This window comes from Pseudooceanicola nanhaiensis (assembly GCF_020171315.1).
GTDB lineage: Bacteria > Pseudomonadota > Alphaproteobacteria > Rhodobacterales > Rhodobacteraceae > Pseudooceanicola > Pseudooceanicola nanhaiensis_A.
In genome coordinates, this window is sequence record NZ_JAIUZP010000007.1 from 1 (window position 1) to 12,809 (window position 12,809).

Annotated in this window: 11 protein-coding genes; 1 reads left to right on the plus strand and 10 read right to left on the minus strand. The window is 68.9% G+C overall.

Annotation, left to right across the window (positions count from 1 at the left end):
- Positions 1-124: integrase core domain-containing protein (locus LCM32_RS12430; RefSeq protein WP_224821722.1), on the plus strand; the 124-nt coding region annotated here is incomplete at its 5' end.
- 182 nt (positions 125-306) lie between these two features.
- Here the strand turns inward: LCM32_RS12430 and LCM32_RS12435 are convergent.
- The 10 genes from LCM32_RS12435 to LCM32_RS12480 all read right to left on the minus strand — a co-directional run bounded on the left by LCM32_RS12435 (position 307) and on the right by LCM32_RS12480 (position 12,440).
- Positions 307-2,085, minus strand: coding sequence for an SLC13 family permease (locus LCM32_RS12435; protein WP_224821400.1), 1,779 nt, complete (start codon positions 2,083-2,085; stop codon positions 307-309).
- Positions 2,086-2,347: 262 nt separating this feature from the next.
- Positions 2,348-3,310 (minus strand): Gfo/Idh/MocA family protein, encoded by a 963-nt coding sequence (locus LCM32_RS12440; protein ID WP_224821401.1) that lies wholly within the window; start codon positions 3,308-3,310, stop codon positions 2,348-2,350.
- A gap of 206 nt (positions 3,311-3,516) precedes the next feature.
- Positions 3,517-4,722, minus strand: a complete 1,206-nt coding sequence (locus LCM32_RS12445; RefSeq protein WP_224821402.1) for a CapA family protein — start codon at positions 4,720-4,722, stop codon at positions 3,517-3,519.
- Positions 4,706-6,148 carry a PQQ-binding-like beta-propeller repeat protein gene (locus LCM32_RS12450; RefSeq protein ID WP_224821403.1) on the minus strand — a complete coding sequence of 481 codons (1,443 nt, stop codon included), beginning with the start codon at positions 6,146-6,148 and terminating at the stop codon, positions 4,706-4,708. The genes LCM32_RS12445 and LCM32_RS12450 overlap by 17 nt, the downstream gene beginning before the upstream one ends.
- Positions 6,149-6,195: 47 nt before the next feature.
- Positions 6,196-7,035 carry a L,D-transpeptidase gene (locus LCM32_RS12455; RefSeq protein WP_224821404.1) on the minus strand — a complete coding sequence of 280 codons (840 nt, stop codon included), beginning with the start codon at positions 7,033-7,035 and terminating at the stop codon, positions 6,196-6,198.
- Between the two features lie 59 nt (positions 7,036-7,094).
- Positions 7,095-7,319, minus strand: a complete 225-nt coding sequence (locus LCM32_RS12460; RefSeq protein WP_224821405.1) for a hypothetical protein — start codon at positions 7,317-7,319, stop codon at positions 7,095-7,097.
- Between the two features lie 24 nt (positions 7,320-7,343).
- Entirely contained in the window at positions 7,344-8,735 is a 1,392-nt protein-coding gene (locus tag LCM32_RS12465; RefSeq protein ID WP_224821406.1) for an MBOAT family O-acyltransferase, read from the minus strand.
- Positions 8,735-9,568 carry a DUF459 domain-containing protein gene (locus LCM32_RS12470; protein ID WP_224821407.1) on the minus strand — a complete coding sequence of 278 codons (834 nt, stop codon included), beginning with the start codon at positions 9,566-9,568 and terminating at the stop codon, positions 8,735-8,737. The genes LCM32_RS12465 and LCM32_RS12470 overlap by 1 nt, the downstream gene beginning before the upstream one ends.
- On the minus strand, positions 9,549-10,331 hold the full coding sequence (locus tag LCM32_RS12475; protein ID WP_224821408.1) for a GDSL-type esterase/lipase family protein: 783 nt from the start codon (positions 10,329-10,331) through the stop codon (positions 9,549-9,551). The genes LCM32_RS12470 and LCM32_RS12475 overlap by 20 nt, the downstream gene beginning before the upstream one ends.
- 6 nt (positions 10,332-10,337) lie before the next feature.
- Complete coding sequence (locus LCM32_RS12480; protein WP_224821409.1) at positions 10,338-12,440, minus strand: peptidoglycan-binding domain-containing protein; 2,103 nt, start codon at positions 12,438-12,440, stop codon at positions 10,338-10,340.
- Between the last annotated feature and the right edge of the window lie 369 nt (positions 12,441-12,809).

Below are 12,809 nucleotides of genomic sequence, written 5' to 3' on the forward strand. Positions count from 1 at the left end.
GATCGAAGCGTGGCGCAACGACTACAACCATCACCGCCCCCACACGAGCCTCGACGGGCTTACCCCGTGGGAGTATCACCAACGGTCAATAGAGGACCAAATCCTGAACAGAGCGAACTCATAAACCCGGACACTACGGGGAGCAGGTCAGACTCCCTTCAGCGGCACCACTCTTCCACCCCCTCCCGATTATCGTCCTGCACCACCGCTGGCGCTGATCCGCCCTCGGGCGCGGCGCGCCCTGTGCACCACATCACCGGCCTACGCGCAGCCGAGGCGCCTGTCGCGGCCCCGGCTGCGCAGTAACTACGGCTGCAACGGCCAAAACACGGGTGCCAGCAGAACGGTCACGGCCCCGGCGAGGATGTTCATCGGCAGCCCCAGTCGCAGGAAGTCGGTGAAGCGATAGCCGCCCGCGTTGTAGACCATCGTGTTGGTCTGGTAGCCGATCGGCGTGGCAAAGCTGGCGCTGGCGCCGAACATCACGACCACGACGAAGGCCCTTGGATCGAGGCCCAGGGCCGTGGCCACCCCGACGGCAATCGGGGTCATGATCACGGCGACCGCGTTGTTGGTCACGATCTCGGTCAGGACGGAGGTCACCGCATAGATCAGCGCCAGGGCGAGGATCGGGCTCAGCCGCGACAGCGGGCCAGAGATCGCCTCCACGATCAGGGCCATCGCCCCGCTGCGCTCCATCGCCGTGCCGAGGACCAGCATGCAGACGATCAGCAGCAGCAGGCGGCCGTCGATGGCGCCAAGGCCCTCGTCAGGCTCGACACAGCGGGCCAGCAGGACGATGGCCGCGCCGACGAGGGCGAGGGGCAGGATCGGCGCAAGGTTCAGCGCCGCGCCCAGAACCACGGCCAGCAGCACGCCAATCGCAATCGGGGCCTTGGCGCGCCGGAAGGCGCGGGCCTCCAGCGGCGCGAGGAGGATCAGGTCCTCGTCCCGGGCGAGCCGCGCGATGTCCTCTGCCGGGCCGTCCAGCAGGACGGTATCGCCCGGCATCAGGTGCAGCGTCGCATCCGTCATGTCGCGCGCGCTGCCCTTGCGGTGCACCGCGATCGGATAGACCCCGTGGCTCCGCCGCCAGCCGAGGCCGGAGAACGGGCCCTTGCGATCCTTCACCAGCGCCTCGATCACCTGGTGCCGCCGCGCGGTCCCCGGTTCGAGCCCGGGCAGGGCCAGCCCGCGCGAGCCCTCACCCCGGTAGCCCACGAGTTCCGCATCGGAGGTATGCAGCACGACCCGGTCACCGGCCTGCAACTCCTGCGCCTGAAGCGCGCGCCGCAGGGAGACGTCGCCGCGGATCAGGTCCACCAGACGGGTGGCGCTGCGGCGGAAATCGGGGATGTCGCTGACCTTGCGGCCGACCAATGGAGAGGTCGCGGGCACGAAAAGTTCGACCTGCCACGACCGTCCGCTGCGCGGGGCACGCACCTCTGCCAGCGCTGTCCGTTCGGGCAGCAGGCGGGGCGCGGCGACGGCGAGGAAAAGGCTGCCGACAAGCGCGAGGGCGAGGCCGAGCGGCGCGATCTCGAAGAGCGAGAAGGGCGCGAGGTTGAGGTCCCGGGCGACCCCGTCCACGAGGATGTTGGTCGAGGTCCCGATAAGCGTGCAGGTCCCGCCCATGATCACCACGAAGCTGAGCGGCATCAGGAAGCGCGACGCGCTGGAGCCGATCTGCCGGGCAAGGCCGAAGACGACGGGGATCAGGATCATCACCACCGGCGTGTTGTTCATGAAGGCCGAGGCGATCGCGGCGAGGGCAAAGAACAGAACGATGGTCAGTCCGGGGCGCAGCGCCATGCCACGGCTCAGCCCTTCGGCCACGGCTTCCAGAACACCGGTCCGCACGAGGGCGGCGCTGAGCACGAACATCGCCCCGATGGTGGCCGGCGCCGAGTTGCTGAGTGCCTTGAGCACATCATCCGTGGTGACGAGCCCGAGCAGCAGCGCCACCGCCACGCCGCCAAACGCGGTGACCTCGGCCGTGAACCGCTCGCTCAGGAAAAAGGCAAAGACGACAGCCACCAGAAGAAGGGCGCCCTGAGGCGCATAGGGGCCGAGATCGAGAAACATGGGGGACACCCGATGATAGGCCGCGCTGTACAGGCGCCGACGGCAGGGCGCAGGCCGCGCGCGCGGGTCATCCCTCCCGCCGCCTCTCAGTCGCGTGCACCATGGCACCGATCTGATCGCACGAGAACAGGAATCCTCGCAGGCTGGCGGCATCCCGCTGCAAGCCATGCCTTGCAGCAATGCGCGCGCCTTCCCGGGCCATTCGGGTGGCTCGGCAGGGTACAGGGGCCGCCCCGCAATGGCGGCGGGGCGGTCCCGGTCGTCAGGCCTTGCCGCGCAGCATTTCCTCGACAAGACGTTGCACGTTCAGCGCCTCCTGCGGGGTGGCGAGCCGGTGCGGCTTGCCCGCGATGGCCAGCAGCAGGTCGTCAAGTTGGGCCCGCAGGGCCACTGCGCGGCGCTCGCCGGGCTTGGCGGGGACCGGCACGAACGGCCCCCCGTCCGAAACCGCGGCCTCGGAGAAGTTCGAGACCCTGTGGCTCGCCTTCGTGCCTTTCACGGTGAATTCCTGCCGGTCCGGCTGTGCGCCGCCGACCGAGGCGAGGATCGAGACCGGCACGCCCTCGGCCGTCTCCAGCCGCGCCAGCAGGGCGGTTTCGCACATGGCCGGATCGGCGGGGTAGCTGGGATGCGCCACGACCACGGACAGCGGGCCAAGGATACGCTGGGTGAAGAAGAGGAAGTGCGAGAGCACCTCGCGGGTCATGCCGCCTTCGTCGCGGAACCGCAGCCAGTCTGCCGCGACCTGCCAGTCGCGCGGCCATGCGGCATAGGTGACGACGATGTCGACCCCGGCAAGCGCGCCCATGGCGCCGGACTGCGCCGCCGCGGAGACATCCGCCAGCGCCTCGCCCGCGGCCTGCGTGAAGTTCACCGCCGCCGGGACGCCCGCGGCGGTCAGACTGGCCACCAGCGCCTCGCTCTCGGCCAGGTCCACCCCCAGCGGCTTCTCGAGGAAGACGGCCTTACCGGCCTCCGCGGCCGCGAGGGCATAGGCCTTGCGCGGGACCGGCGGGCAGGCGAGGTAGACGAGGTCCGCCTCGGCGATGGCCTCTTCGGCCGATGCGGTGATCCGGGCGCCGGGCGCCATCTCGGCCGCGGCCGCGCAGGCCTCGGCGGAGGGGTCCCACATGGCCACGGGCGCATAGCCTTCGTGGCGCAGCATGTGTTCCAGCATCCGCCGTCCCATGATCCCGAGGCCGATAATCGCTGTCCTGACCGCCATAGTCGCTCCTGTCGCTGTCCTGTTCTGCCGCGTATGGGCACCTGCCCTCTGCATCCGCGATTTTCTCGCGGGGGCCAAGGCCTGTCGCTGCGGCGCAGGCGCCTTTGCGGACCGCAGGGGCGGGAACCCGACGGCAGCTGCCCCACACGCGGCGCTTGCCGCCTGACCGGCGCGGATTGCGCGGCGCGACGACGCTTGGAGGGCGGTCACATCGGGTCAGGCAGGTCGCATTGCGGGTTGGGCCCGGCGGTGCGGGCACAGCAGAGCGCGGCGGCCCGCGGGCCCCAGTTCGCCCCGAAGCAGGCCAGCCCGGTCGGCTGGTTCGCAAGCGGCGACGGGGTGAAGGCCACCGCATCCGCCCCGACTGACAGGGCCGAGAGCCGGTTCAGGTGGTCGATCGTACGTCGCAGCCGGTCGCCCGTCACCGGCTCGGGGGCGAGGTGGACGCTGCGCATCGGTGCGGCCTCCAGCGCGGTGATGCGCCAGCCCTCGGCTCCGGTGCGCTGGAAATAGGCCCGTCCCAGCAGGCCATAGTCCTGTCCCAGCGGGGCGCTGTCCTTCTCGGCCCCGCCGATGAAGAGGAGGTTCCCCATGGAATAGAAGATCGCCTGTCCCTTCTCGGGGGCGGCCTCCACCGCGCGGACCACGTGGGGATGATGCCCGATGACGAGGTTCACGCCCGCCTCCTCGATGCCGCGCCGGAAGAGCGCCCTCTGCCCGGCGTTCAGCTGGATCATGTTCTCGGTCCCGTAGTGGAGCGAGAGAATGCGGATATCGGCCCGCGCATCGCGCAGCCCGCGCAGGACGGCGGCGAAATCCGAAGGCACGGTGAGATATGTCATCCCAACGTCGTCCCCGGACGGGCGGAAGGCGCCGGAGCCGAAGGAGGCCGAGGCAAAGGCGACGCGGACACCGTTGAAGGTGCCGATGGCGGGGGTGAAGGCCTCCGCCCCGCGCCCGATCCCGGCAAAGAGCAGGGGCCGCAGGCGGCTGGCCTGTTCATGGCGGAAGAAAGACAGCGTGTCGCGCAGCCCCTGACGGCCGTGGTCGAAAGCATGGTTGTTGGCCAGCGAGAAGCCGTTCACCCCCAGATCCATCAGGTGGCGGAAGCTTTCGGGATGGCTGCGGAAGACGAAGGCCTTGGTCGGGCTGCTGGCCCCGTCACGATCCGACACCACCGTCTCGACGTTGATCAGGTTCAGGTCCGAGGTCCAGTACCGGCTGAGCGCCTCGGTCGCCATCTCGATCGGCAGGGCGCCGAACTTGTGGATCTGGTCGGGCAGGGGCCGCTGCCGGGACCGGGCGAAGTTCACGTCTCCGCCGAAGGAGACCACCAGTTCCTGCGCCGGGGCTGGCACGGCGGTCAGGAGGGTGAGGACGAGGGGCGCGAGGGCCCTACTGAAGACCGACATCGACCAGCATCGCCTCCGCGCTCTCGCCTATGGCATAGACATAGCCATTGCGGTTACCCACGTAGATCACGCCGTCCCAGACGGCGGGGGTGCTTTCCCAGCAGCCCGCGCCCGGCGGATGGAAGCGCCAGACCTCCTTCGGGCGGGCCGGATCGGCGAGGCTGTAGGCCACCATGTCACCCGAGCAGGTTCCCAGCAGCAGCTGCCCGCCGACCACCACGGCAGAGGACCAGCCATGCGCCGGGGCCGGGCGCCGGTCGGTCACGAGGCCGGTGGCGGCCTCGACCGTATAGAGCCCCCCGGCATGGGTCGGCACGTAGAGATGGCCCGCATGAAGCGCGGGGGTCGCCCAGACACCGCCGTCGCCGCCGAAGCTGCCCTCGAAGGTCAGGGACCAGACGAGGGGCGCGTCGGGCCGCGACGGGTCGAGCCGCGCCAGATGGCCGGAAAGGGCCTTGTCCGGGCTCGGCCGGCGTTCGTCCTCGACGGCGATGTAGACCTCCCCCTCGGGGCCGCCCACCAGCGTGGCATCGATATCGTCGCCCGCGCGCCATTCCATCACCAACGTCTCGTCGCGCGGCCTGCCCTGCGTCAGGGCGGCGATGTCATGGCCCTGCACGAGGCCCGCCGAATTCGCGAACCAGACGGTGCCGTTCAACGCCATGGTGGAATTCTCGATGCTCGCCGCGCGGTCGCCGACAGCGGCGAAGAGCGCGGGCGTGAACCCGGCGATCCGGTTCACCAGCTCCGGTGTCACGGCGATCCGGCCCTGCGCGTCTCGGTGCCGGTTCAGCCGGATCACGTGGAACCAGCCGTTTTCGCCACCCTGAAACATCCAGTCGCCGAGGATCAGCGGGCTGGCATCCCAGTCATTGTTCCAGATCCCGTCGGGGGCGTTCCCGTTCAGCCGCCACAGCTCCTCGGCCCGCTCGGGCCCGAGGCGCAGCACGCGCAGGTAATCGTCCCGCGATCCGGTGTAGAGCAGCGGCAGCCCCTCCGGGTCGAGCGAGACGGACCCCTTGACGATATCGCCGGTGCGGAAGGCCGCCCGCACCGGCATCCCCGTCGCCCCGTCTAGGAAATGCACCGCGTGGTCATAGGCGCCAAAGATCACCTCGACCCGGCCGTCGGGGCGAGGCCGGATCGCGGGCTGGCCGGTCCAGCCGGTGCCGCACCACGTCCGGGTGCCGTGCTGATCGGTCGAGGGGCCGCAGTAGGGCCCCGCCCGCCAGAGCACCCGGGGCGCGCGCGGCAGGCTGCCGGTGGCATGGCCCGCCCGGTCCGGCCGCCCGCGAAACGTCAGGATGCCCGGCGCCGGCGGGTGGCCTATGGCAAGCGACAGGGGCAGGGCGGGCCGGAACAGCGCCAGCGTCACGTCCTGCGCCTGTGCGGCGCGGCCCGAAAGCCCCACCGTCAGCCCCGCCACCAGCAGGCAGGCGAGGAGGACACCCCGCCGGACAATCGCCCAAGCCCTCACGCGGCATCCCAGAAGAAGACGAAGACCATCCGGTATCCCTCCCGCGTGAGCAGGGCGCCCGAGGCGTCGCGCAGCAACGATCCGTCGCGCACGTACCCCCGGCGGGGCGTCATCCCGGTGCCCACGGCAGAGGTGAAATAACGCGGGATCTCGCCCCAGAGCGGCGAGGCCGCCCCGCGCACCCCGTCGGGGTGGATCAGGTTCCAGATCAGGTCGGCGTTGCTCTGCCGCATCCGCACGCAGCCATGGCTGTCGACGCGGCCGAGCTTGCGGTACTGCCCGCTGGTCGTACCGTGGATCGCCACGCCCGAGGCGCGCCCGCTGGAATAATGCAGGTCGATGTAGAGCGCGTTGTACATCCCCGGCGAGCCCCAGCCGGGCCGGTGCCTGCGGTCATCCACGTTGAAGATCCCCAGCGGCGTCGGGCCGGAGCGGCTGTCGCCCGGGTACTTGCGCCCGGTGGAGACGGGCCAGCTGTAGCCCGGCCCGCCATCGGGCATCTCGCGTCCGCTCCAGTGGCTGTCATCGCTGGCCAGCAGGCTCCAGCCGTCGCCCGCCCGCGCGATCACCCACATCTTCTGGGCATGAGGCCCCGAGGTGGCGGCGTTGACATAGACGGCGTGGCTGTAGGCCGGGTGCAGCGCGGAGGGGGCGAGATAGGGCGTGCCCGTTGCGGGCGTCACCGCCTCGAGGTAGCGCAGGGCCGGGTCCGTGCCCGTTCCCGTGCCCGTCGCGGAGGCAGAGGCGTGCAGTCGCCCGGCGACGTGGGCAAGGGCGAGGGCGGCCGTGGCGCCGCGCAGGAAATTCCGTCGTGAATTGGGTCTGTCCAAAGTCATGAGCGTTCTCCCTATGTGGTCTGCTGAAATGTCCTTGATCGAAATGGTCAGTGCCCGGCCTAGCCGAGGCCGGTGGTTGCGTGCAGCCAGCTCCTCAACCGGCCGAAGACATCGCCAAGGCCAAGCGCCGCGCGCCGGTCATCGAGCCACGTCAGCAGGTCGAGCAGGCGGTCGTCCAGCGGGCCGAGGTCCGGCATCTGGTAGGCCCAGTCGAGGAACCGGTCGCCCGAGAGGACCCAGGCCGCAAGCAGCAAGAGCCAGGTCGTCACGGTGAAGTTTGTCATCTGGCGGCGCATCTCCTCCTCCCCTCAGAACTGGAAATAGATGAAGGGGGATGTCCCTTCCTGTGCGATGGCAAAGGCGAGGAACACGCCGGTGCCCAGGGTGAGGGCCTGCGCCGGGGCGGGCAGGCGGCCCAGCACCGCGATGGCGCGCCCCCGCAGGGTCAGCGGGGCCCAGTTCAGCGCAAGCCCGAGCGCCAGCAGGCCCCAGAGCGCGGGCAGGATCGGCGGGGCCTCTGCCGCCGCCTGACCGAAGAGGGCGCCGAGGTAGTCCCGTACGATGATCAGGTCCGGCGCGCGGAACGGCAGCCAGAGCAGCAGAACGATGAGACAGGTCAGGCCCCAGCCGGGCAGGGCGGGCAGGCGCAGGCCCCGCGCCTGGCACAGCCGTTCGCCCGCGAGGGCGAGGCCATGCAGCAATCCCCAGAGCAGGAAGGACCACGCGGCCCCGTGCCAGAAGCCCGAGAGCGTGAAACAGGCGATCAGCACCAGCGCCTGCTGCAACAGGCCGCCCCGGTTTCCGCCAAGCGGGATGTAGAGATAATCGCGGATGTAGGTCGACAGCGAGATGTGCCAGCGGCGCCAGAAGTCCCGCAGCGAGGTCGCCCGGTAAGGCTGATTGAAGTTGCGCCGGAAGCGGTAGCCCAGCAGAAGCGCCACGCCGATGGCAATGTCCGAATAGCCCGAGAAATCGCAGTATATCTGGATCGCATATCCCAGCAGCGCGGCCCATGCGGTCAGCGTGTCGAGCTGCAGCGGCGTGGCAAAGGCCGGATCGACCAGCAGCACGCCAAGGTAGTTGGCGATCACCAGCTTCTTCAGCAGCCCCGTCAGGATCAGCAGCACCGCCTCGCCGCGCTCGCCTGCGCTGGGCGGGTGGGGGGCGTCGATCTGGGGCAGGAAATCCCGCGCCCGCACGATCGGCCCGGCGACCAGTTGCGGAAAGAACGAGATATAGAGCGCCACGTCCGCCGCGTTGCGCCGCGCGGGCACATCCCCGCGCGCCACGTCGACGACATAGCTGATGGCCTGAAAGACGTAGAAGGAAATGCCCACCGGCAGGACCAGCCCGACCCAGACCATGTCCCGCTCCAGTCCCATGCGGGCCAGAAGCTGCGACAGGGAGAGGACGAAGAAATCCGCGTATTTGAAAACCCCCAGCGTCCCCAGCAGGGCCGTGATCGACAGGATCAGCACGGGGCGTCGCCAGCCGGGGCGCGTGACCAGCAGCCCGGCCAGCCATGCCACCGCGGTGACGCCGCCCATCAGCAGCAGGAACCGTTCGTCCCAAGCGCCGTAGAAGACATAGGAGGCGGCGATCAGCATCGCCTTGCGCAGCGCCGGGCGCCCGTCCACGGCGAGGTTGAGGATCAGCACGACGCCGTAGAACAGGATGAACGCGAGCGTCGGGAACAGCATTACTGAAGCGCTGCCAGTTCATCCGTGCGCGGCGACAGGTCGGGAAAATAGCGCACGAGGTCGTCGAGGATCCGGTCCGCCACCAGCCGGTACCCCCGCAGGTTGAAATGGCTCAGGTCGCCGGTGCGGATCGTGACATTGGTTCCGTTAACGGGGATCGCCCGGACGAAACTGCCGTCGTCACCGCCGAAATCCTCTGCCAGCGGCAGGTAGAGCGCCCCGCTGGCCTCCATCTCCTCCTTGAAGATCTGCGCGACCCGCTGCAGGTGCCGCCCGAGGTTCGCATGACCGTCCGGCGCCGGTCCGAGCCAGAGGATCACCGCGTCGTTGGCCAGGGCGGCCTCGATCACGCGCCGGGTCTCGGCCCGGTAGGCGGGCTCCCAGCTGTCGGTGCCATAGGTGCCGCGGTTGCCGGGGCGGGTGACGCTCTGCATGTCGTTCGCGCCGAAATGGGCCACGACGAGGTCGGGCTTCTCGCTGGCCGCGAGGCTCTCGAAGGTGGCGGGCCAGTCGTAGAAATCCGCGCGTGCCAGCCCGCTCGAGACCCGGCCCCGTTCGAGCACGCGCAGGTTCAGACCGCGTTCGGCGGCGCGCTGGCTCAACCCCTGCCCGAAGCCTTGAGAGAGGCTGTCGCCGATGACCATCAGACGTGCGGGCTGTTCGGCGGTGAAGACCCGCGCGGGGCGGTGCGCCATCTGGCTGCGCTGCGGCTTGGCCGGGTCGGTCAGCCGTTGGCCGAGGTCCTGCGCCGGGGCGACCGCGCAGCCCGAGACCTGAAGCACGCCCAGAAGCAGCAGCGTCGCTGCGGCCCGTCTACTGAAGGATAAGCTCATTGAGGTTCGTCTCCAGGTCGCCGGTCTTGAGGCGCTGTTCCATTTCCTGGCTGAAGACGTCCACAACCATGTCGTAGCCGCGCTCGCTGAAGTGGATGCGATCCGAGGCGCGCAGCTGGGTCAGCGTGTCGCCGAGCGTGACGCTCTGCACGTAGCCGCCGGTGCCGAACTGCGTTTCCTCGTGCATGTCGACGAAGAGCGTCTGCTTGTCCGAGGCGGCGCGTTCCTGCACCACGGCGGCCTGCAGGGCCGACACGCGGCTGTAGGGCCCTTCAAGCTTGTCATCCCCGACGATCGGCAGGCCGAGCCAGATCACGTTGTCGGAAATGCCCCGGGCGGCGGTCAGCAGCGCCCGCGCCCGGTCGCTGTAGAGCGTATCCCAATCGGGCGTGTCAAAGACGGCGCGGCCGCCATCGGTGCGGATCGCGCGGATGTCGTTGGCGCCCACCTGGATCACCACGAGGTCGGTCCGGGCGGCGCCGCCGATGCCGCCGGTCAGCCGGCCGCTCCAGGCGCTCGGATCGGACTTGGCAAGGCCGTCGCCCACCTCTGTCACGCGGTAGAGATCGAGCGTGTCGCAGCCCAGCCAGCCCCGGAACATGGCGCCCCAAACCCCGTCGGCGAGGCTGTCGCCCAGAACGGCAACGCGGGTTTCGGTCTGCGGGCAGAAGAGCGTGTCGGCGGAGGCCTGCGTGCCGCTTAGGCCGCAGGTCAGGCCAAGGGCAAGCACGCCGCCGCGCAGGAATGATGTCAGAGCGGTCATCCTGTCTTATCCCTGCTGCCGGAAGCTGTCGGCATAGGCGCGGATCGCACCCACGGTGCCGGGGCCGTTCAGCCCGTCCACCCGGCCGCTGTAGACCCCTTCGTCCTGCAGTTTCTGCTGGATCGCCCGGATCACGAGCGAGGGCCGTTCGCCCAACTGGTCGGTCAGCCGGGCCACGGCCACGCTGTCGCGCTCCTTCAGGCCGGACAGAAGCAGCTCCGCCGCCTTGTCGGGATCGGCTGAAATCGCATCGCCGCGCTCGTAGATCTCGGCCAGGAAAGGCTTGGCGCGGACATAGCCCTTGTCGGCGGCCAGTTTCAGCGAGTCATAGGCGCCCTGTTCATCGACCGGCAGCCCGATGCCGTTCAGCTTGAAGTAGCCCAGGAAGAACTCCCCGACGATATTGCCGTCCTCTGCTGCATCCGCCGCGATCAGCGCGGCCTCGGACTGGTCATGCCCGGCGACGAGGTTGCGCGAGTAGAGCAGCATCAGGATTTCCTTCGACAGCCAGTCACCCTTCGCGGCACCGCCACGGGCAAGGGCCGCGGCGGCCTCGAAATCGGGGCCCTGTCCGGCGGGCGGGTTGAAGCGCATATAGGCGCTCAGCCCGTAGGCCTCACTCACATCCGCCCCGACGCCCTCGTCATAGGCGGCCTTGGCGGCCTCCAGCATCCCATCGGCCTGGTCGATCCGGGCCGCGATCACCTTGAGGCGCGGGTTGGCAGGCAGGGCTGCCACGGCCGCGTCACAGGCCTCGCGCGCCGCGCTGCGATTGATGTCCGCCAGCTGGCGCGGGCCGCCGAACTGGGGCAGTCCGGCCGCGGCCACGCAGGGGCCGATCAGCGTTTCGGCCTCGATCAGGGCGGCAAGCTCGGCCTCGGCCTCATCGCGGCGGTCACAGGTGGCGCAGGTCTCCAGCCAGGTCTCCAGCGCGGTGCGGTCGCGGCTTTCCAGCGCGTCCAGAAGCGAGGCGGTTTCGACACGATAGGCGGCATCGGCCTCGATGGTGGTGATCAGCGTGCGCGCCTCGTCGCGGAAATCGCAGGCGACGCAGCCGGTGGCATAGCCGCGCAGCCACGTCAGGTCCCGCAACTCGGCAAAGCGCCGGAAATCGGCCGCCTCCGCCGCGCGGGCCGCGTCGCGTGCCGCGATCTCGGCGATGGCGGTTTCGGCCTCGTCCCGGAATTCGCAAAGTTGGCAGTTGCTCAGGTAGATCTGCAGCCGGTCCGGCATCGCATCCTCGCGGATGCCAGCCCAGATTTCCGCCTCCAGCTGGCGTTTCATCTCTTCCTGCCGCCGCAGCGCCAGTTCGTCGGTCAACTCGCGCTCGTTGGGGCAGAAGACGCAATCCTCAAGGAAGGCGCCGACCTTGTCGGTCTCGCCGGAGCCGAGCAGGAACTTGGCCTCGAAGCTCTCGAAATAGACCTGGCTTTCCAGATCGCGGGAGAGCGCACCCGGCACGCTGAGCGCGACGGTCTTGCCGTCCTCCGCATCCGCCCGCACCACGAGCGCATAGGTGTTGCCGCAGTCCGCGTTGCGCCGCCCCGGACGGGCGAGGGCATCGGTCAGCCAGCGGGAGGCCTCGGCGGCACTGGTCTGGCCGTCTCCGTCACCGAAGGGCTGACGATCGGCCAGACCGGCGACCAGAGCGGTGGCGGGTTCCACGGCGGGGCCACAGCCCTCAGCCCGGGCGCCGATTTCGGCGACGACCATTGCAAAGCCGCTGCTGGCCACGGTTTTCTGGAATTCGGTCACATGGGCCGCAAAGACATTCGCGGGATCCGACAGCCGGAAGAAGGCGATCTGGCGATATTCCGGCGCGACGGCCTTGATCACGCCGGAGAGCCGATTGCCGAATTCATCGAGCGCCATTTCCTCGCCGCCAATGTCGATCGCGAGGCCCGATTGCGGGGCAACAGTGCCATCGGCCGGCGCGCTGCCGGGGTCCGAGAGGGAAATGGCTCCGTCGAGCGTGACGAAGAGCTGATCCGTATTGCCGCCCAACTCGTCCGAATTGGCGACGAAGGTGGAAATCGTGTTCGACCGCAGGATCGTCGAGAGGAACGCGACCTTGGCTTGATCCTCCGTCGGCAGTCTCGGCATGATCAATTGGGAAATGCCACCGAGATCTTTACCGATTTCAACCGGTTGCGACCCGAATTGCAGAACCCGTGTCGATGGCTCGGCGTTTGCGGTCTGCGCGAGAATGGGACCGGAAAGTGTGGTGAAAGCGCAAAGACCAAGCGAGAACAAAGCACTAATAGAGCGCATCGGCATGACTTTTCTCATATTTATCTGTAACTTAAACAATATAAGCTAAATCAAGCCGATCCTGTTTCTGTCAAGCTTTACATTGCGGATTCCCTGAATCTAACGGGATTCGCGATAAATCGGCACAGAGTCCAATCTTGAAACGATGCGATCCCGCGGATTGCGTCAGCCTTCCTGACGGAGCGCTGCGCGGCCGAGCGAAGGCCT